Genomic DNA, 19,212 nt, shown 5'->3' with positions numbered 1-19,212 from the left:
GCGTCCGGTGGACCGGACGCACTCGAAGCCCGGCCGCCTCTCCCGGCCGGGCTTCTTGCTGTCCGGGATTCGACTGCATGCGAGGGGCTAAGTGCCTGCATGGCTTTGCACAACCGGCACGGTCCGCGGATTGCGGAACAGCGGCCGGGGACGCCGCCACGAGACGTCGCACCGATCGTCACCACCTGCCACCCGCTCCGACGAAGCCGGTGATCCGTGCGCAAGGCGACTCGGCGCTTGCGGCGCAATGCCCTTGCGCAATGCCGGCGGGCGGCGGCACGCGCTATCGCCCCGTCTTTCGCCACCACGGTTGCCACGTCCGCCTTGATGCGCAACACGCCACCCACTGCGGCGGATGACGGCGGCTCGGCCAATGCGCGGATGCGACGCGAGTCCATCCGCAGCCACCCGGCCCAAGCCGGAAGCAGGGAAAAAGAAAGCCCGCCTGACGGCGGGCTCGCATGCATGCCGGTTGCGGACGCCGTCGTCCGCCATGACACCCTAGCGCAGCGGCTCACCGCGCGGATAGACGCCCGAGACCGGTTCCATCACCTCCAGGTTCCATTCGCTTTCGACGAACGGCTTCCGGCCCTCCTTGTACTGCGGATAGCCGCCGACCTGTTCCTGGCTGTCGATGATCTCGCCACGTCCTTCGATGACATCCGCCACGATGCGGCGGTCGATCAGGTCGCGGTTCCAGGGCGTGGCACCGACGGTCTCGATGACGGCGTCCTGCACCTTCGCCGACGGCAGCAGCATGACGCCGAACGGCAAGGGGGGCGCGGTCTTCACGCGGTTGAGCTTCACCGGCGCGGTCGTATAGCTGCCCGTTTCCTGGATGCTCGTGTTGCCGACCCGATCGACGATCAGGTTGTCCTGCGAATAGAGGTCGAGGTCGCCCGAACCGCCGATCATCAGGAAGGCCAGCGGTTCGGTCGACTTGCCGGCCCGCATGACGTTGCCGCGCACGGCCATCTCGCCCTTCGAGTACAGATGGCCCAGCCACTCTTCGGCGATCAGGTTGTAATGGATGGCGCGCTGGCCGGGGTTGTAGATCAGGTTGTTGATCACCTGGCCGCGTGCGCCGCCCTTGAACAGGGGGCTGCGTTCGTAGTTGTGCGCATAGAGGTTGCCGACGATCAGCACCTCGTTGACATGGTCGTGGATCAGCGAACCCTTGGAGTGCTCGCCCTTGGCATGGGTGGAATGCGCCAGCCCTTCGCTGACGATGTTGTTGCTGTAGGTGATCCGGCGCGACGCGTTGGCCATCCACTCGGCTTCGTTCTCGCCATGGAAACGCGTGCTGGAAGCGCTCAGGTTTTCGTCCGTCGCCCAGGTGAGCGAGCAGTGGTCGACGATCACGTCATGCGCGCCGCGCACGGTGGTGACGGCGTCGATGTCGCCTGAGCGCTTCGGCCTGCCACCGTCGCCGGGCCGGATGCGGAGATGGCGGATGACCACATCGTGGGTGGCGATGGTCAGGCCGCCCTTGATGATCGTCACGCCCGGATGTGGCGCGGTCTGGCCGGCCACGGTCAGGAACGGCTCGGTGATGCGCAGTTCCTTCATGCCCAGGTCGATGACACCGCCGACCTCGAACACCACGATGCGCGGACCCGTGCCGGTCACCGCCTCCGCGAACGAACCGGGGCCATCGGCCGCCAGGCTGGTGACGCGGACGATCTTGCCGCCCCGCCCACCGGGCGTATGTGCGGCGGCGCCCTGCGCGCCCGGGAAGGCGACCGGACGCGTGTCGGCGGCCCATGCCGTGGCCGTGGCGAACGCGATCAGCAAGGCGGCCACACCATGGGCCAGCGCGCGGAACCGCGCAGGCGCGGGAAAACGAAGATCAAGCATTGGCTCCCTCCCAGGAGTAAGCGACGCATCGTGGCATCGGGATGGATTTTGCGGCAGTGCACATTGTCAATGACACCGGTTTACCATATACAGGTCACCAGCCTGCACTGTCACTCGGCAGTGCAACAAACACCGCGGGGAGAACCCACTTGAGCAATGACCAGAACGCCCTTGCCGATGCACGCGCCGACGCGCCCGCGCTGGCCGACATTGCGGATGCCTTCGTGGGTGCACGCCGCGAAGGGCGGGCGTTGCCCGGGTTTCCCGGCGATGTCCCGGAAGACCTCGTTGCGGCCTATCGCGTGCAGGATCTCGCGATCGCGCAGTGGCCGGACCGGGTGGTGGGCTGGAAGGTCGGCTTCATCGCGCCCGAGCGGCGGGATGTGTCCGGCGACGAGCGCCTGCTCGGCCCCATCTTCGCCCGCCAGCTGCAGCTGACCACCGGTGGTCAGACACGCTTCCAGGTCTTCGGGGGCGGCTTCGGTGCGGTGGAAGCGGAGTACGTCCTGCGCCTGGAGGCGGACGCGCCCGCCAGCAAGACCGACTGGACGCCCGAGGAAGCCGCATCGGTTCCGTCCACCCTGTTCATCGGCATGGAAGTGGCCAGCAGTCCGCTGGCGACCATCAACCAACTGGGACCCCGCGTAGTCGTGTCGGACTTCGGCAACAACAACGGACTGGTCATGGGCGCGGCAATCCCGGACTGGACCGACCGTAGCGACGCCTCCCTGACCTGTACGACCTGGATCGATGGCCGACACGTGGGCCAGGGCGGCGCGACCACGCTGCCGGGTGGCCTGCGCGCGGCCTTTGCCTTCGCGCTGGCGCGGTCCGCGCGACGCGGTCGTCCGCTCAAGGCCGGCGACCTGATCGCGACCGGCAACGCGACCGGCATCCACGACATCCTGCCGGGGCAACAGGCGCGCATCGACTTCGACGGGCATGGCAGCATCGAATGCCTGGCCACCGCCGCCACACCGAAGGACGAAGGAGACTGGCGCGCATGATGAACCGTCGTCGTTTCCTCGGTACCGGGTTCGGTGCCGCCATGGCCCTGCCGCTGGCCACCGGCCGCGTCTTCGCCGACGACGGCCGGCACGTACTGACCGCGACCGACGTGCACGTGAAGGACTACCCCACCGTCGAAGCGGTGCGCTGGATCGGCGACACGATGGCGCGCGAGACCGGCGGTCGCGTGACCCTGCGCCAGTACCACTCCGGCCAGCTGGGCCGCGAGTCCGAGGCCATCGACATGGCGCGCTTCGGCGCCATCGACATCACCCGCGTCTATGCGGGCGCGCTGAACAATGCGTTCCCGCTGACGCAGGCGCTGTGCCTTCCGTACGTCTTCGACTCGGTGCCGCACATGCGGCGGGCGATGGACAGCGGTGTCGGCCAGGCGGTGCTGGACGGCTTCGCCCGCCGCGGCCTGGTGGGACTGGCCATCTACGATTCGGGTGCGCGCTGCTTCTACAACACCAAGCACGCCATTCGCGTGCCCGCCGACCTGCACGGCCTGAAGGTCCGCGTGCCGGTGTCGGACATCTTCATCCGCATGCTGCGCCTGTTCGGCGCGAACGCAACGCCGCTCTCGCTGGGCGAAGTGTTTTCCGGGCTGGAAACGCACATGATCGATGGCGCCGAGAACAACATCCGCAGCTTCCATTCCAGCCGGCATTTCGAAGCCGCGCACTATTGGTCGCAGACCAACCACTCCTATGCACCGGACGTGCTGCTGGTATCGCAGCGCACGCTGGACGGCCTGCAGCCGCGCGATCGCGAGCTGCTGGTGGAGACGGCACGCCAGTCGGTCGGCGTGATGCGCACGCTTTGGGACGCGTCGGAGGCGAAGGCGCGCGAGGCCGTGTTCGCGTCCGGCGTGAAGCACAACGAGGCCGATCTGGCCGCGTTCGCGCGCGCATCGCAGCCGCTGCTTTCCGAGTATTGCGCCGATCCGGCGATCGACGCCCTGTACCGCCGCATCCGCGACCTGGCCTGAGACCCGACGATGTCCGAAGAAACCACGCTGTCTCCCGCCGCGCCCCTGCAGCGCGGCATGGACCTGCTGTCCAACACGGCCATCGCGTTCGCGGTCGCTGCGCTGCTGGGCCTGGTCGTCGTGCAGGGCTGGCAGGTGATCGCCCGCTACGTCATCAACGACTCACCCAGCTGGACCGAACCCGTCACGGTGCTGCTGTTGACCACCGCGATGAGCCTGGGCGCCGCGGCGGGCGTGCACACGAACCGCCACTTCGGCTTCTTCCTGCTGGCCGACGCGGTGGGGCCACGCCTGAAGAAGGTGCTGCATGCGCTGTCGCCGCTGGTGATCGCGGCGATCGGCGCAGTGATGGCGTACTGGGGCGCGGTGCTGTTGCTGGACGGCCTGGATATCCGCATCGCCGGCGCGCCGATGCCGCAGAGCATCGGCTACCTGCCGCTGTCGATCGGCGGCGTGCTGATGGTGGTGTTCGCCCTGTACCGCCTGCTGCTGGTGCTGCGCGCGCCGTCGACCGACGAGGCCCGCTGACCCATGGCGATCACCCTGCTCTTCTCTGTCTTCGTGATCCTGCTGCTGGTCGGCGTGCCCGTCGCGTATGCGCTGGCGGCCGCGTCGCTGGCGACGTTGCTCTACCTGGACCTGCCCAGCATCGTGCTGGTGCAGCAGATTTCGTCGGGCACCGGCTCGGCGTCGCTGATCGCGATTCCGCTTTTCATCTTCGCCGGCGAGATCATGCTGCGCGGCGGCATTTCCGAACGCCTGATCAGCCTGGCGGCTTCGCTGGTCGGCCGGCTGCGCGGCGGCCTGGGCCAGGTCAGCATCCTGTCGTCGCTGTTCTTCGGCGGCGTGTCGGGCTCGGCGATCGCCGACGTCTCCGCGGTGGGCGGCACGATGATTCCGCAGATGGTCAAGCGCGGTTACGACCGCGACTTCGCCGTCAACGTCAGCATCACGGCAGCGCTGGTGGCGCTGCTGGTGCCGCCTTCGCACAACCTGATCCTGTTCTCGGCCGCGGCGGGCGGCGGGCTGTCCATCGCCGACCTGTTCGCCGCCGGCATCGTGCCCGCGTTGTTGATGACGGCGGTCCTGATGGTCACGGGCTGGGCGGTGGCGTGCAAGCGCGGCTACGGCACCGAACCGTTCCCCGGCCTGCGTGCGGTCATGCTGCGGCTGGTGGCGGCGCTGCCCGGCCTGGGCCTGGTGGGCCTGATCTTCTTCGGCATCCGCGCGGGCATCTTCACTGCCGTGGAGAGCGCGGCCATCGCCGTGGTGTATGCGTTGCTGGTGACCAGCGTGCTGTATCGCCAGCTGTCGCTGAAGGAATTCTTCGCCACGGTGACGCATGCCGCGCGCACGACGGGCGTCATCCTGTTCGTGATCGCCACGGCGGCGGTGTTCGGCTGGCTGCTGGCCTACCTGCAGGTACCGGCCGCGGCCGTCGACGCGCTGCAGTCCATCGCGCACAGCAAGTACACCGTCCTGCTGCTGATCGTGCTGGTGCTGCTGTTGCTGGGCACCTTCATGGACCTGGCGCCGATGATCCTGATCTGTACGCCGATCTTCCTGCCGGTGGCACGCGCTTACGGTATCGACCCGATCCATTTCGGCCTGGTCCTGGTCCTGACCGGCGGCCTGGGATTGGTGACCCCGCCAGTGGGGTCGGTGCTGTTCATCGGCACTGCGATCGGCAAGATCACGATCGCCCAGAGCATGCGCACGATCTGGCCGTTCTGGCTGGCGGGGCTGGCCGTCCTGATGGTGGTGACGCTGTGTCCGGAGCTGTCGCTCTGGCTTCCGAAGGCGCTCAAGGGATAAGGGATGCCGTAATTTCCGCTATCGCGCGCTGGACTGACCGCCAGCCGCTAGAATCCTTCCGACAGACGAACGGACCCGCCCTGCCCCATGCCCGCGCGCAAGAAGCCCGACACCCCCGCCGCCCTGCCGACCGGCGGCAAGGCCGCGACCATCAACGACATCGCGCGGCTGTCCGGCGTTTCCAAGAAGACCGTCTCGCGCATCATCAACCATTCGCCGCTGGTCCGTAAGGACACCCGCGAGAAGGTCGAAGCGCTGATGCGGGAGGTCGGCTACTCGCCCGATCCGATGGCGCGTGGCCTCGCCTTCCGCCGCTCGTTCCTGATCGGCATGGTCTACGACAATCCGACCGCGCAGTACATCGTGAACATGCAGTACGGCGCGCTGGACGCGCTGCGCGATTCCGGTTTCGAACTGGTCGTGCATCCCTGCGACAGCCGCAGCCCGGGCTACATCGATGGCGTGCGCCGCTTCGTGCAACAGCAGAAACTGCACGGCGTGATGCTGGTGCCTCGCGCCTCGGAAGACCAGGCGCTGGCCGACATGCTGGCCGAGATCGGCTGCCGCTACACGCGCATCGCCTCGGTGTCGATGGACACGCCCGCGCGCATGGTGGTCACCCACGACCGCGACGGTGCCGCCGAAGCCGCCGAATACCTGCTGTCGCTGGGCCACACCGACATCGCCCTGATCACCGGCCCCGCGGCGTACCGGTCGTCGATCGAACGCACCGACGGCTTCGTGCAGGCGCTGGCCAGGCGCGGGCTGGAACTGCCGAAATCGCGCATCATCGAAGCCGGCTACACGTTCGAATCCGGCGTGGTCGCCGCCGAAAAGCTGCTGTCGGCGAAGAACCGGCCCACCGCCATCTTCACCGGCAACGACGAAATGGCCGCCGGCGTCTACAAGGTGGCCATGCGCGCTGGCATCAGCATCCCGCGCCAATTGTCCGTGGTCGGCTTCGACGACAGTCCGCTGGCTTCGCGCCTGTGGCCCTCGCTGACCTCGGTGCGCCGCAACACCCGCGACACCGGCCGCACCGCCGCCGCCATGCTGATCCAGCCGGAAGGCACGCCGATGCTGGCCGCCGCCAGCATCCGCCCGCACCTGGTCATCCGCGACTCGTCGCAGCCCCCCGAGTAAGCCCGATCCCGCTGCGCCCAAGGCCGCCGCAGTGCCGCAACGCAAAATGACACCGGTTACCAAAGACTTTAGACTCTCTTCCCACGACCTTCCCCGATGCCCTGTCCAAGGGCATCCGCATCAAACGGAGCCCCGCCCATGTTCTGCAAGACCTACCACGCCACCCACCCGGACATGATGGACGGCGCCAGCAACGACCAACTGCGCGACCGCTACCTGATCGGCGACCTGTTCGTCACCGACACGGTGCAGCTGAACTACTCGCACAACGAGCGCTTCGTGATCGGCGGCGCCGCGCCGGTGTCGAAGCAGGTCGCCCTGCCGCACCAGACCGAACCGGCGTCGGCCGCGGGACATCCCTTCCTCGAACGCCGCGAGCTGGGCGTGATCAATGTCGGTAGCGGCGCAGGCAAGGTCACCGTCGATGGCACCCCCTACGCGCTCGGTCCGAAGGATGGCCTGTACGTCGCGATGGGCAGCACCGATGTGGTGTTCGAATCCGACGATGCGGCGAACCCCGCCAAGTTCTACCTGACCTCGACGCCGGCGCATGCGCGCTTCGAGACGAAGCAGCTGTCGATCAAGGACGCCGTCGCGCTCGAGCGCGGCGCACTGGAAACCAGCAACGAGCGCACGATCTACCAGTTCATCGTGCCCGCCACCTGTCAGTCCTCGCAGCTGCTGCTCGGCCTGACCGTGCTGAAGACCGGCAGTGTGTGGAACACCATGCCGCCGCACCTGCACGACCGCCGCAGCGAGGTCTACTTCTACTTCGACCTGGCCGACAACGACCGCGTCTACCACTTCATGGGCGAGCCGGATGCGCAGCGCCACATCGTGGTGCAGAACGACGAAGCCGTGGTGTCGCCGCCGTGGTCGATCCACATGGGCTCCGGCACCAGCAACTACGCCTTCATCTGGGCGATGGGCGGCGAGAACCTGGACTACACCGACATGCACGTGCTGGACATCTGCCAGCTGAAGTAATCGACGCTGCGTAGCGCCGAGCCTGCTCGGCTGAACCAGCATCCGAAGTCGATGCACCACGCGCAGCGGAGCAAGCTCCGCTCTACCTGCACCGCACCACACGAGGGAATCCATGATGGCAAGCAATCCGTTCAGTCTCGAAGGCAAGATCGCGCTGGTCACCGGCGCCAACACCGGCTTGGGCCAGGGCATCGCCGTGGCATTGGCCGAAGCCGGCGCCGATATCGCCGCGGCCGGCATCGTGGAAGCCGCCGAGACGGGCGAAAAAGTGCGCGCGCTCGGTCGCCGCTTCCTCAACCTGGAAGCCAACCTCATCAGCATCGATCCGGTCGAGCGCCTGGTGAAGGAGACGGTCGACGGCCTGGGCGGGCTGGACATCCTGGTCAACAACGCCGGCCTGATCCGCCGCGCGGATGCGGTCGATTTCAGCGAGAAGGACTGGGACGACGTGATGAACGTCAACATCAAGTCCGTGTTCTTCATGTCGCAGGCCGCCGGCCGCCACTTCATCGCGCAGGGCAGCGGCAAGATCATCAACATCGCCTCGATGCTGTCGTTCCAGGGCGGCATCCGCGTGCCGTCGTACACCGCGTCCAAGAGCGGCATCGCCGGCATCACGCGCCTGCTGGCCAACGAGTGGGGCGCCAAGGGCGTGAACATCAACGCCATCGCGCCCGGCTACATGGCTACCGACAACACCGCGCAACTGCGCGCGGACGAAGACCGCAACAAGGCCATCCTGGATCGCATCCCCGCCGCGCGCTGGGGCGAGCCGTCGGACCTCGGCGGCACGGCGGTGTTCCTGTCCTCGCGTGCATCCGACTACGTCAATGGCGCGGTCATTCCGGTCGATGGCGGCTGGCTGGCACGCTGACGCGGCGCATGTCTGCACGGGATCCTGTGGGAGCGACGTCAGTCGCGAAGCAGGCATCCCGATTCGTCATCGCGACTGACGTCGCTCCCACAGGGGGCCGGTCGAGGAGGCCGCCGATGCTGCGCTGTCTCGTCATCGCGACGCTCTTCATCTGCTGCATGCCCGCGCTCGCCACCCCACCGCGGCAAGTCTTCATCGCCGGCGACTCCACCGCCAGCCACTACGGTCCGGAACGCGCACCGCGCCAGGGCTGGGGCCAACAGCTGCAGGGCTTCCTCGATGAAGGCGCTTACGTCGTCCGCAACCATGCGCAGAGCGGGAGAAGCTCGCGCAGCTTCATCGCCGAGGACTGGTTCGACGGCATGGCGAAGGAGATGCGCACCGGCGACGTGCTGTTGATCCAGTTCGGCCACAACGACGAGAAGATCGAAGACCCGACCCGCTACAACGAACCGCAGCGCGCGTTTCCCGCATGGCTGATGCGCTATGTCGCACTGGCCCGCGACAAGGGCGCCACGCCGATCCTGGTGACGCCGGTAGCGCGTCGCAAGTTCGACCATGGCCAGTTGCTCGACACGCATGGCATGTACGCGCAGGCGCTGCGCGATCTCGCGCAGCGCGAACAGGTGGGTCTGATCGACCTGACGGCCCTGAGCATGGACTGGCTGCGCGCCACCGGCGACGACGCCAGCAAGGCCTACTTCATGCATGTGCCGGCACAGGCGCAACAGGACGACACCCATTTCCAGCAACGCGGCGCGGTGATGGTTGCGTGCATGGTGGTCGCGGGCTGGAAACGGATCGACCCATCGCTCGACGCGCATGTGAAGCGCGATACCGATTGCGGTGCGCCGGACACCGCGCTTGCCGATCGCAAGGCGCAGTCGAATCCCTCGTTGATCGTGCACGAGCGCGACATCGCCATCGACCAGCCAGGCCCGCACGGCGGTGCGGGCACCACCACGGCCTATCCCTTCTTCAAGGATGCGCCGGCGCTGGGCTTCGAATTCCGCAAGCGTGTGTTGCACCGGGGCGCAGGCATCGGCCTGCACCAGCACCACAAGGACGAGATCTACTACGTGCTCAGCGGCCGCGGCATCTACGAACTGGACGGCACGCCGCAGGACGTGCGCGCCGGCGATGCGATGCTGACGCGGCCAGGCAGCACCCATGCGATACGCCAGGAAGGCGAGGAAGACCTGGTACTGCTGATCATGTACGCGAAGAAGCAGGAGTGAGCGGAAGCGCGCCTTGACTCACGCCTCTCCACTCACTTCTCGCCCGCAGGCGCCGGCCTGCCCCAACGCGCGTAGCTGGCGTCGATGGCGCTGCGCAGGCGCCGGTATTGGGGATTGCCGGGTTCCGCCTGCAGACGGGCAGCCACCGCTTTCCATCCGCCTTCGTGGTCGCGCGACCACTCACGCACGACCGCACGGCACGGCTGGCCCACGATCTGGGCCAGGGCGCACGCCATGAAGATGTCGCCCGCCGTCCAGTCGGGTTGTTGCTGCATCGCTTCCACGTAGGCGCGCGGCACGGCGTAGTAGCGTCCCATCTCGTCCGCGAACGCCGCCGGGTAGCGGCTCGCATACTCGTTGATGTCGGCGAGGCGACGATCCACCGAGGCATCGCCCGTGGCGGGCATGTAGGCCGGTGCCTGCTGCTGCGCGCGAACGGCGCCAGCCAGGCATGACAGCAGTAAAAGGACGGGCAAGGCGCGCTTCACGCCGTCATTGTGCCCCACGACGGCGGCATCCGCCGAACGGCTACGCGATCCTCGCCGCTTCGATCCCCGCCACCGCGTCCGGCAGCTGGCCGGCGTTCTCGACCACGCGAAGCCGGGGCGCGTCGTCTGCCACGCCGTGCTCGGTCTCCAGCGCCCAGGTGACGTGGTAAGGCATGTGGATGCCCCAGCCGCCCAGCGCGAGCACCGGCTCGATGTCCGACCGCAGCGAATTGCCGACCATCGCGAAATCCGCAGGTGCGACGTCCAGTTCGCGTAGCACGCGCGCATACGTGGCTTCGTCCTTCTCCGAGACCACTTCGATGCGATGGAACAGATCGGCCAATCCGGATTGCGCGATCTTGGCTTCCTGGTGGAACAGGTCGCCCTTGGTGATCAGCACGATCTCGTGGTCAACGGCGATCCGTTCGACCGCGTCGCGGATGCCGGGCAACAGGTCCACCGGATGCTGCAGCGTGGTGCGGCCGATCTCGATGACCCGATGCAGGTCGCGCGCGCTGATGCGCTCGCCCGTCACCTGGATGGCGGTTTCCAGCATCGACAGCGTCATGCCCTTCACGCCGTAGCCGAAGATCTTCAGGTTGCGCCGCTCCACGTCCAGCAGGTGCTGGTGCGTGCGGGCGTCGGCGAGATCGACGTAGGCGCCCAGGATGGCCTCGAAATCCGCTTCGGCCTGCCGGTAGTAGTCCTCGCTCTTCCACAGCGTGTCGTCGCCGTCGAAGCCTACCCATCGGATGCGCGCCATCGGATACCGTCCTGTACCACTTGCCTGAAGGCCGCGAAGGATAGCAGCCGGTCGCGCGACACATGGAAAAACGGCCACCCTCGGGAGGGTGGCCGTCGTGTCGCCGGCAGATGGTTGCGAACCGGTCCGCGGTCAGCCACCCGAACCGGGCGGCGGCGCGCCATCGGCGGGCGGCGGCGTGGTTTCCGGTGCATTCGGATTGGCCGGTGGCGGCAACGTCGCATCATCGGTCGGCGGTACCGCGGGATCCGTCGGCAATGGTGCGGGCGGCGTCATGTGGTCGGTCGGCGGTGCCGTCTCCATGGGCTCTGGCGCACGCGGCGGCGGCATGTCTTCCGGTTTCGGGCCGCAGGCCGTCATCAGGCCTGCACTCAACAGTGCCAGGCCGAGGCCCAGCGTCAATCGGTGGGTGGAATGATTCATGGGTTCCTCCATCAAGCATGGCGATGTGGGAAACGGCGATGCGGTCAGGGCGTGCCCTGCGCATGCACCGCATATTCTTCAGGGCTGAGGCGACCGTCGGCGTCCTTGTCCAGCGTGCCGAATGCCTGCGCGAGCGGCGGGTCGACTGCCGCTTCGTCCTTGCTGATCGCTCCATCGGCGTTCCGGTCGAGTTCCTCGAAGGGCCGCGGTGTCGCCGTGAGCGGCGCGGTGGTCGGGGTGCGCTCCTGCGTCGGCTCGCTGGCGTCCTGCGCCAGTGCCACGGGAACGGCAGCGCATGCCAGCGCCAATGCCGCACCGAGTAGCGGAAACTTCTTCATGGTCGTCATCGATCGCTCCAGTCCTGTCGTGTTCCGAAAAAAAGGGGCGGCACGAAAGGCCACCCCCTTCCTTCGGACAAGGCCGGCGCGCGGTCACGCGCGGCGCCTGCCCGTGGTGCTGATGCCGATTACTTCTGCTGGTCGCCGTAGTTCTTGCTCACGAACGCCTTGTATTCGTCGGCGGTGAGCGAACCATCGGCATTGGCGTCAGCCTGGTCGAACACCTGGCTCAGGCCCGGGTTTGCGGCAGCTTCTTCCTTGCTGATGTTGCCATCGCCATTGGTATCCACTTCAGCCCAGCCCTGCTTGGCCTGGGTGGCGGAAGCATCGGTGCTCTGGGTCGGCGTGGTGGCGGAACCCGTGGCAGCCTGCTCGGCGCTCTGTTCGGTCTGGGCCTGGGCGGCGTCTTCGGTCGCCTCCTGTGCGAATGCCAGCGGCATGGCCAACGCGGCGCTCAAGGCGACCAGGGCGATCAGCGGCTTGCGGTTGTTGTTCGTCATGTCAGTGCTCCGTTCTGTGGGAGTGCGTCCGATTGCGCACGGCCCCACCTTGCCGCCACGCGTCTGAACGAAATTTGCGGCGTGACATGAACGTGCACGCCTGCTTAACCACACCGTCCGCGTTGTCGACTAAACCGGTGTTAGCGGTCCGTGAGCGCACCGTCATCACGCCGTCGAATGCGTGACCTTGCACCGGGTTTGGTGTTACGCATCCGTTTTTCCGGTGCCGTTCGCATCACCCGCATCCGCGGTTTTTTTGCTGAACCATTGCCAACCCAACACCACGCCGGTCAACGCGCCGGCGATTTCCAGCACCACGCGCGACCCCAGGCCGTCGGGATCATGGATGCCCTGCAGCGCGATACGCGCATAGAGCGGCGATTCGAGACGCGCGATGCCCAGGTAGAAGAGGTTCCAGGTGTCGATGCCTGCGGCGATCACCACGGCCGACACGCACGCCCAGCCGATGGCGTGGCCCATCGACCAGCGCATCGTGGCACTCAGCCAATGCCAGAACAGGAAGCACGACAGTCCAACAAGGAGCGCGATCAGTCCCGCCTCCAGGGCGCCCAGCACGCCGAAGTGGAGCGGCAGGTTCATCGGACGAGGCCCGCGGCGAAGGAAGCGAGGTCGGTGCAATGGCGCATGCGGGAATCCCGTGTCATCGGGCGTTGCCCGTCGCGGAAGGGTAACCGATGCCGTCGACACCGCAGCGACAGCTGGCAAGATGGCCGCTCTCCATCCCGGACATCAGGCATCCCATGACGCGTTTACTGCTGGCCGGCGCGACCGGCCTCGTCGGCGACGCCACGTTGCGGCGCGCCCTTGGCTCCACGCGCGTACAGCAGGTCGTCGCCCCCACGCGCCGGCCGCTCGCGCCGCATCCGAAACTGCTGAACCCGGTGGTGGACTTCGACGCGCTGCCGGCCGACGCCGACTGGTGGCGGGTGGACGCCGTGGCCTGCGCGCTTGGCACCACGATCCGCGATGCCGGTTCTCGCGACGCCTTCCGCCGCGTGGACCACGACTATCCGCTCGCGATCGCACGCCATGCCCATGCGCACGGCGCGACGACGTTCGCACTGGTCTCGGCCATGGGCGCGGACATCCGGTCGCGCATCTTCTACTCGCGCACGAAAGGCGAGCTGGAAGAAGCATCGGCGGGCATCGGCTTCACGTCGCTCAGCCTGCTGCGCCCCGGCCTGCTGGGCGGCGAACGCAAACAGCATCGCGGCGGCGAGCGCCTGGCGCTGCGGGTAATGGGGGTGTTGGACGCGGTGCTGCCGGCGCGCTACCGCATCGTGCCGGCGGATCGCGTCGCCGAGTCGCTGCTGCAGGCCGCACTGGATGCGGCGCCGGGGCGGCACGTCATCCCGTCCGAGCGTCTGCTCGGCTGAAGGCTCCGGTCAGGCGCCGTCATCGTCGGCCAGCACCTGCACGCCGTCGGCCACGATGCGGTACTCGACGTCCGCCACTGCGGTGCCGGGGGAGGAGGTTTCCTGCGCGGTATGCGCACGGGCCGCGGGCGACAGCGCCACTTTCGACAGCACCCCATGCACCTGCGCCTGGCCGCGCACATCCCTGGGCACGTAGAACGCATGATCGCCCAGCAGCACGCGCGCGCCCTGCCCTTCGTCCTCGAGCATCACCCAGCACCCTTTCTTCTGGCACACGTCGACGACGCGGCCGCTGAAGATCAGGGGACGACCCTCATGCGCGGCCGGATCGGCCAGCGCCTGCGCCAATGGCACCACCGGCCCTGCGGGCAGGTCGGCGCCGTACTTCTCCCACGGCGACGCGGCCGACGCGATCGCCGCCCCGGCGAAGAACAGCACTCCCGTGATCGCCCAACGCTTCATGCGCCCTTCCTCTTCCGGTGTCGTGGGGATGATACGTCCCGTTCCAGGCTACTGCTGCAGGCCGTGCGGTAGCACCTGGGCGCGCGGCTGCGGACGCGGCCGCAGGCGGCGCCCGCTTCAGAGCGCCGGACGCTCCGGTGCCTGCTTGCGGCCCAGCGCACGCAGGTAGAGTTCGTACAGCGCGGTGACCTTGGAGACATACTCCTGCGTTTCCGCGTACGGCGGCACGCCGCCATAGCGCGTCACCGTACCGATGCCGGCGTTGTACGCGGCAGCGACCAGGGTCAGGTCGCCCTTGTAGCGACGCATCAACTGCCGCAGGTGGCGCGCGCCCGCGTTGATCGATTCGGTGGAGGAGAACGGGTCCGCCACGCCGTATTCCTTGGCTACATCCGGCATCAGCTGCATCACGCCCATCGCCCCTTTCGGCGACACCGCCCTGGCGTCGAAATCGCTTTCCGCATGCGCCACGGCGCGCAGCCAGGCATCGTCGACGCCGGTCTGCCGCGCGGCGGCCTTGAATTCCGAGGGATAGCGGTCCAGCCGCGGCTTGCCGACGCGGCCCAGCCCGGGATGCGCAGGTTCGCCCGGCGGGGTCTGCACGGTGAACTTCAGGTAGGGGGTGGAACCCGGCAGGTTGCGGGTGGAGTAGACCTTCTGCCCGTCCTGCTCCCGTTCGTACAGCGTGCCGCTGAAGACGCCCATCGAACCCCACAGGTTGGGCGTGCTGACGGCGTTGTCGTCGATCTCCCTGGCCACGCACTTCGACCCCGGCTCGGGCGCCGTGGCCAGGCTGACCGTCCCACCCTGCACACAGCGGTACACCGTACGCGCAGCCGCCTCGGTGCTGGCAAAGGCCAGCACCGTCAGCAGCAGGCTGGCGGCGGATCGATGGAAGGGCATGGGCGGCGGATTCTAGGCCCGGCGCCTGAAGTTCAACCTGAACCACGCGGCCGATGCCGACCACCGGCACGTCCGCCGATGGTCCTGCTGCGCCGCAACAGCCAACCGCGTAAAATGCCGGCCCTCACTCACCGCACCCCTCGGAGCAATCAATGGGCCTGGATCTGGTCAGCGCCGGCAAGAACCCGCCGGACGAAATCAACGTCATCATCGAGATCCCGAAGGACGCCGAGCCGGTGAAATACGAGGTGGACAAGGCCAGCGGCGCGATCTTCGTCGACCGCATCCTGTCGACCCCCATGCGCTACCCCTGCAACTACGGCTACGTCCCGCACACGCTGTGCGGCGATGGCGACCCGGCCGACGTGCTGGTCGTGCTGCCGCTGCCGCTGATCCCCGGCTCGGTGATCCGCTGCCGCCCGGTCGGCGTGCTGCGCATGAGCGATGAAGCCGGCAGCGACGAAAAGCTGCTGGCCGTGCCGGTGGACAAGGTGTTCGCCGGCTACAGCCACATCAGCGACATCGACCAGGTCAGCCCGCACTGGCTGGAGCGCATCGGCCACTTCTTCGAGCACTACAAGGACCTGGAGAAGGGCAAGTGGGTCAAGCTCGACGGCTGGGGCAACGCCGCCGAAGCCAAGGCCGTGCTGGTCGATGCCATCGCCCGCCAGGCCGCCCAGCCCGACGACGAGAAGCACAAGTTCTGAGCCCCGGCGCGGCAACGCGCTCGTGGACGGGAAGGCCGCCCTGGGCGGCCTTCTTTTTTTGACCGGTCAGAGAGCGGCGCGCGCCGCGCGGTCGATCGTGGCCTTCCACTGCACCAGGCGCGGCTCGATCTCGGCCGCATGCCGCCGCCACTTGTCGGGGTCCGGCTTCGACAGCGTGTAGCGCGACAGCGGCAACTGCGCACCGAGTTCGCGGTCCCACGACCTGCCGGCGAACCCGCTCAGGCGCTGCGCCTCGCGCTGCGGGTCCTGCAGGAACCGGCCGTAGTCCACCGCCAAGGCAAAAAAAACCACGGCCCCAGAGGGGCCGTGGCGATGGTGCTGGTGCAGGGCTTTGTCGCTTGCCGTAATCAGAAGCTCTGCTTGTACTGCATGTAGACGAAACGGCCGATGTCGAAACCGCCGTAGTACGAGAACTGCGAGTTCGGCGCCGAATACGCCGGGGCGGCGTAGTGGTCGAACACGTTGTTCGCACCCAGCGAAATGACCGCGTTCCACGGCGCGTTCCAGCGGACCTGCAGGTCGTGGAACGTGTTGGCACCCATGCGGTGCATCGCGTAGTTCTTGGTCGGATCGGCCGAGACGTAATCCGGCTCCGAGCAACGATCAGCGTAGTAGCAGCGCTCCTTCGTGCCGGAGTAGTACCGCATGTTCCAGCCCACGCCGAAGCTGCCCATCGTCCAGTTGGTGCTCAGGTTCGAACGCACGCGGAAGTAGGCACCGAAGCCGTTCTCGATGTTGACCGGCAGGTTGGCATCGTTGGTGGTCTTCAGCTCGTACTTGGACACGTACGTGGTCTGCCAGTTGAAGTCGAAGCGGCCGAAGCCCTCCGTCTCCCAGCGGTACGTGGCTTCCATGTCGTAGCCCTCGGTATCGAGGTAACCGGCATTGCGGCTGCCGTACGACAGGGCGTTGACGTAGCCGCGGCTGGCGTCGCGCGTGAAGGTACCGCAACGCTCGGCGATGCCGAGGATGTAGCAGTCGTTGAGCTGGTCGGTCGGGGTGTCGTCGATGATGGTGTTCTCCACCTTGACCGCCCACCAGTCCAGCGCGATGTTCAAACCTTGCGCGAAGCCCGGGCTCCATACCACGCCCAGCGTCTTGGAAGTCGAGGTTTCCGGCGTCAGGTCCGGGTTGGAGCCGGCCGTGAACGGCACCGGACTCTGCTCGTCCGGACCTTCCGCGACCACGAAGCCCTGCTTGAGCTGACGATAGGTCGCCGCGTTGGCGATGTCCTGCGAGCAACGCGCCAGCGTGGCGGCGTTGGTGGCCGCGTCGCCGAACAGGGTGTCGCACGGATCGGTGAAGTATTCGAACGACTGCGAGCTTCCGCCGTACAGGTCGGCGATGGTCGGCGCACGGAAGCCTTCGGACCACGTACCACGCACCAGCAGCGATTCCATCGGCTTCCACTTGAAGCCGAACTTGCTGTTCAGTGTGTCGCCGAAGGTGTTGTAGTCGGAGTAGCGGGTCGCCAGGTTGAAGCTCAACTCCCGCGCACCGGGCAGGTCGGACAGCACCGGGATGTTCAACTCGGCATAGACTTCGTTGACATCGTAGCCACCACCGGTGGGACCTGCTGCGAGGTCGGTGGAGTCACCGGTCTGCGCCAGCGCGTCGGGTTCGAACGAACCCTTTTCCTTGCGGTATTCATAGCCCAGCGCGAAACCCAGATCCCCGGCCGGCAGTTCGAGCACCGAACCGGAGATGTTGGCGAAGTAGCTCGTGGTCTCGACTTCACCCGTGGCGTGCGAGGTGGGGAACAGGAACGCGATCAGGTCTGCGTTGCCGGTCAGGCCACCATCGCCGGTGCGGCCATAGGGGATGAAGGGATTCCAGGGAGTGCAGGCGCCGGGACCCGCGCCGTAAGCCGGGTTGGTGCCTGCGGCGAGGCCAGCGACCGAACCGCATTCCACGCGGCCGGTGGTGGCGTTGTAGAAGGACTCGCCCGTGGCCTGCTCGACGGCGGAGACGCGGAAGTTGCCGGTCTGGCGCTGGACCAGTTCGGCATTGTTGTACAGGTAGCCCGCATCCCAGTCGAAGTAGCGCTCGCCGACCTGGAAGCTGCCTTCCAGCGCGCCGGTGAAGCGGTACGTGGTCAGCTGGTTGTTGGAGACGCGCGGCACTTCCCAGCCGCGACGGTTGAAGCCCACTTCCTGGCCCGCACCCGGGTTCCACTGGTTGCCCAGCGGATTGAAGTAGCTGTCGGCGGACATGGTGATGCCGTACGCGCCCGACTGCAGCGGATAGCCCGCCACCTGCGCCTGGCTCTCACGACGCGAATACAGCACATCGGTGTTGAAGCGGACGTTGTCGGTGATGTCGAAAGTACCGTTGACGAACACCGAACGACGTTCGGTCGGCGTCACCAGGTGCATCTGCTGGTTGGAGTTGCTGACGTCGCCGGTGATGGGCGTCAGATCCTGCTCGTGGAAGTTGCCGAAATCGTACGGATTGGCGCCACGGTCGAGAGAGTAGAAGATCGGATTGCCGTCGGCATCCTCATCGCCGTTGCTCAGGGCCCCCCACTGGCCGACCGGTGTCCAGCCCTGGGTCGGGTGGCGGTTGGTACGTGAACTGGAGGAGTACCAACGGTCCTTCGCCCATACGCCCTCTTCCTTGGAATACTCGGCGCCCAGGGTCAGCGAGCCGCGGTCGCCCGAGAAGCCCATGATGAAGTCGTAGGTCTCCTTCTGTCCGTCGCCCTCGTTGTACTGGCCGATATATGCGCCGGCCTCGGCGCCTTCGAAGTTCTTGCGGGTGATGATGTTCACCACGCCCGCCATCGCGTCGGAGCCGTAGATCGACGACGCGCCGTCCTTCAGCACTTCGATGCGCTCGACCATCACGGCCGGGATCTGAGAGATATCCTGCCAGCCGCTGACGCTCGCGCCCAGGCGCTTGCCGTTCACCAGCACCAGCGTACGGGTGGTGCCGAGGTTGCGCATGTCGATGTACGCGCCGCCCACCATTTCACCCGAGGACAGCGGTTCCGAACGGCTGATGGCGGGAGAGCCGGCGGCGGTGACGTTCTGGAGGATGTCGACAACGGACTTGAAACCCTGCTTCTCGATGTCGTCACGGCTGATCGTCAGCACGGGCTGCTGGGTCTCGGTGTCGACCGTGCGGATGCGCGAGCCGGTGACTTCGAGGCGATCCAGCGTCGTCGTGTTGGAAGCTTCGGTCGTGGCTTCCTGTGCACTGGCGAACGCCGGGATCAATGCGATGGCGATACCGGCCGGCAGCATGCCGACCCGCATCGCACGACGCGAATTGCGGTGGTTCATTCAATCTCTCCTC

21 protein-coding genes are annotated in these 19,212 nt (G+C 67.1%); 10 read left to right on the top strand and 11 right to left on the bottom strand.

Features of this window, described 5'->3' with window-relative positions; translation table 11 throughout:
* Nucleotides 1-501: 501 nt before the first annotated feature.
* Nucleotides 502-1,857, bottom strand: coding sequence for a hypothetical protein (locus V7060_RS10800; protein ID WP_334179237.1), 1,356 nt, complete (start codon nucleotides 1,855-1,857; stop codon nucleotides 502-504).
* A 200-nt stretch (nucleotides 1,858-2,057) separates the two neighbouring features.
* Between V7060_RS10800 and V7060_RS10795 the strand changes: the two genes are divergently transcribed.
* The 8 genes from V7060_RS10795 to V7060_RS10760 all read left to right on the top strand — a co-directional run bounded on the left by V7060_RS10795 (nucleotide 2,058) and on the right by V7060_RS10760 (nucleotide 9,913).
* Entirely contained in the window at nucleotides 2,058-2,864 is an 807-nt protein-coding gene (locus tag V7060_RS10795) for a 2-keto-4-pentenoate hydratase (RefSeq protein ID WP_334179343.1), read from the top strand.
* Nucleotides 2,861-3,856, top strand: coding sequence for a TRAP transporter substrate-binding protein (locus V7060_RS10790; protein ID WP_334179236.1), 996 nt, complete (start codon nucleotides 2,861-2,863; stop codon nucleotides 3,854-3,856). The genes V7060_RS10795 and V7060_RS10790 overlap by 4 nt, the downstream gene beginning before the upstream one ends.
* 9 nt (nucleotides 3,857-3,865) lie before the next feature.
* The gene (locus V7060_RS10785; protein WP_334179235.1) at nucleotides 3,866-4,384 is read left to right on the top strand and encodes a TRAP transporter small permease; all 519 of its coding nucleotides are present in this window, start codon (nucleotides 3,866-3,868) and stop codon (nucleotides 4,382-4,384) included.
* Nucleotides 4,385-4,387: 3 nt separating this feature from the next.
* Entirely contained in the window at nucleotides 4,388-5,671 is a 1,284-nt protein-coding gene (locus V7060_RS10780; RefSeq protein WP_334179234.1) for a TRAP transporter large permease, read from the top strand.
* Nucleotides 5,672-5,758: 87 nt separating this feature from the next.
* A complete protein-coding gene (locus tag V7060_RS10775; RefSeq protein WP_334179233.1) occupies nucleotides 5,759-6,814 on the top strand; it encodes a LacI family DNA-binding transcriptional regulator in 1,056 nt (351 codons plus the stop codon).
* A gap of 138 nt (nucleotides 6,815-6,952) precedes the next feature.
* A complete protein-coding gene (gene kduI / locus V7060_RS10770) occupies nucleotides 6,953-7,801 on the top strand; it encodes a 5-dehydro-4-deoxy-D-glucuronate isomerase (RefSeq protein WP_334179232.1) in 849 nt (282 codons plus the stop codon).
* 115 nt (nucleotides 7,802-7,916) lie between these two features.
* Nucleotides 7,917-8,675, top strand: a complete 759-nt coding sequence (gene kduD, locus V7060_RS10765) for a 2-dehydro-3-deoxy-D-gluconate 5-dehydrogenase KduD (protein ID WP_334179342.1) — start codon at nucleotides 7,917-7,919, stop codon at nucleotides 8,673-8,675.
* A gap of 116 nt (nucleotides 8,676-8,791) precedes the next feature.
* On the top strand, nucleotides 8,792-9,913 hold the full coding sequence (locus V7060_RS10760) for a cupin domain-containing protein (protein ID WP_334179231.1): 1,122 nt from the start codon (nucleotides 8,792-8,794) through the stop codon (nucleotides 9,911-9,913).
* Between the two features lie 32 nt (nucleotides 9,914-9,945).
* On the opposite strand, the gene V7060_RS10755 is transcribed toward V7060_RS10760, so the two are convergent.
* The 6 genes from V7060_RS10755 to V7060_RS10730 form a co-directional block, all read right to left on the bottom strand.
* Nucleotides 9,946-10,389 carry a hypothetical protein gene (locus V7060_RS10755; RefSeq protein WP_334179230.1) on the bottom strand — a complete coding sequence of 148 codons (444 nt, stop codon included), beginning with the start codon at nucleotides 10,387-10,389 and terminating at the stop codon, nucleotides 9,946-9,948.
* A 52-nt stretch (nucleotides 10,390-10,441) separates the two neighbouring features.
* Complete coding sequence (locus tag V7060_RS10750; RefSeq protein WP_334179229.1) at nucleotides 10,442-11,164, bottom strand: HAD family hydrolase; 723 nt, start codon at nucleotides 11,162-11,164, stop codon at nucleotides 10,442-10,444.
* A gap of 132 nt (nucleotides 11,165-11,296) precedes the next feature.
* The gene (locus V7060_RS10745) at nucleotides 11,297-11,587 is read right to left on the bottom strand and encodes a hypothetical protein (RefSeq protein WP_334179228.1); all 291 of its coding nucleotides are present in this window, start codon (nucleotides 11,585-11,587) and stop codon (nucleotides 11,297-11,299) included.
* Nucleotides 11,588-11,631: 44 nt separating this feature from the next.
* A complete protein-coding gene (locus V7060_RS10740; protein WP_334179227.1) occupies nucleotides 11,632-11,934 on the bottom strand; it encodes a hypothetical protein in 303 nt (100 codons plus the stop codon).
* Nucleotides 11,935-12,053: 119 nt separating this feature from the next.
* On the bottom strand, nucleotides 12,054-12,425 hold the full coding sequence (locus V7060_RS10735) for an EF-hand domain-containing protein (RefSeq protein WP_334179226.1): 372 nt from the start codon (nucleotides 12,423-12,425) through the stop codon (nucleotides 12,054-12,056).
* Between the two features lie 204 nt (nucleotides 12,426-12,629).
* Nucleotides 12,630-13,025 (bottom strand): hypothetical protein, encoded by a 396-nt coding sequence (locus V7060_RS10730; protein WP_334179225.1) that lies wholly within the window; start codon nucleotides 13,023-13,025, stop codon nucleotides 12,630-12,632.
* A gap of 161 nt (nucleotides 13,026-13,186) precedes the next feature.
* Here V7060_RS10730 and V7060_RS10725 point away from each other — a divergent pair, with 161 nt between their 5' ends.
* On the top strand, nucleotides 13,187-13,822 hold the full coding sequence (locus tag V7060_RS10725) for an NAD-dependent dehydratase (protein ID WP_334179224.1): 636 nt from the start codon (nucleotides 13,187-13,189) through the stop codon (nucleotides 13,820-13,822).
* Between the two features lie 9 nt (nucleotides 13,823-13,831).
* On the opposite strand, the gene V7060_RS10720 is transcribed toward V7060_RS10725, so the two are convergent.
* Together V7060_RS10720 and V7060_RS10715 are read right to left on the bottom strand one after the other, a co-directional pair.
* Nucleotides 13,832-14,284, bottom strand: a complete 453-nt coding sequence (locus V7060_RS10720; RefSeq protein WP_334179223.1) for a DUF4920 domain-containing protein — start codon at nucleotides 14,282-14,284, stop codon at nucleotides 13,832-13,834.
* 117 nt (nucleotides 14,285-14,401) lie between these two features.
* Entirely contained in the window at nucleotides 14,402-15,187 is a 786-nt protein-coding gene (locus V7060_RS10715) for a lytic transglycosylase domain-containing protein (protein WP_334179222.1), read from the bottom strand.
* Between the two features lie 152 nt (nucleotides 15,188-15,339).
* Between V7060_RS10715 and ppa the strand changes: the two genes are divergently transcribed.
* Nucleotides 15,340-15,894: an inorganic diphosphatase gene (ppa, locus tag V7060_RS10710; RefSeq protein WP_162337113.1), complete on the top strand. Its 555-nt coding sequence runs from the start codon at nucleotides 15,340-15,342 to the stop codon at nucleotides 15,892-15,894.
* Nucleotides 15,895-15,960: 66 nt separating this feature from the next.
* Here the strand turns inward: ppa and V7060_RS10705 are convergent, their stop codons facing one another.
* Both V7060_RS10705 and V7060_RS10700 read right to left on the bottom strand, forming a co-directional pair.
* The gene (locus V7060_RS10705) at nucleotides 15,961-16,206 is read right to left on the bottom strand and encodes a hypothetical protein (RefSeq protein WP_334179221.1); all 246 of its coding nucleotides are present in this window, start codon (nucleotides 16,204-16,206) and stop codon (nucleotides 15,961-15,963) included.
* A gap of 56 nt (nucleotides 16,207-16,262) precedes the next feature.
* Complete coding sequence (locus V7060_RS10700; protein WP_334179220.1) at nucleotides 16,263-19,199, bottom strand: TonB-dependent receptor; 2,937 nt, start codon at nucleotides 19,197-19,199, stop codon at nucleotides 16,263-16,265.
* Between the last annotated feature and the right edge of the window lie 13 nt (nucleotides 19,200-19,212).

Origin of the sequence: Pseudoxanthomonas sp., from assembly GCF_036845285.1 — a bacterium.
Lineage (GTDB): Bacteria > Pseudomonadota > Gammaproteobacteria > Xanthomonadales > Xanthomonadaceae > Pseudoxanthomonas_A.
This window is presented reverse-complemented; position numbering and strand designations above follow the sequence as displayed.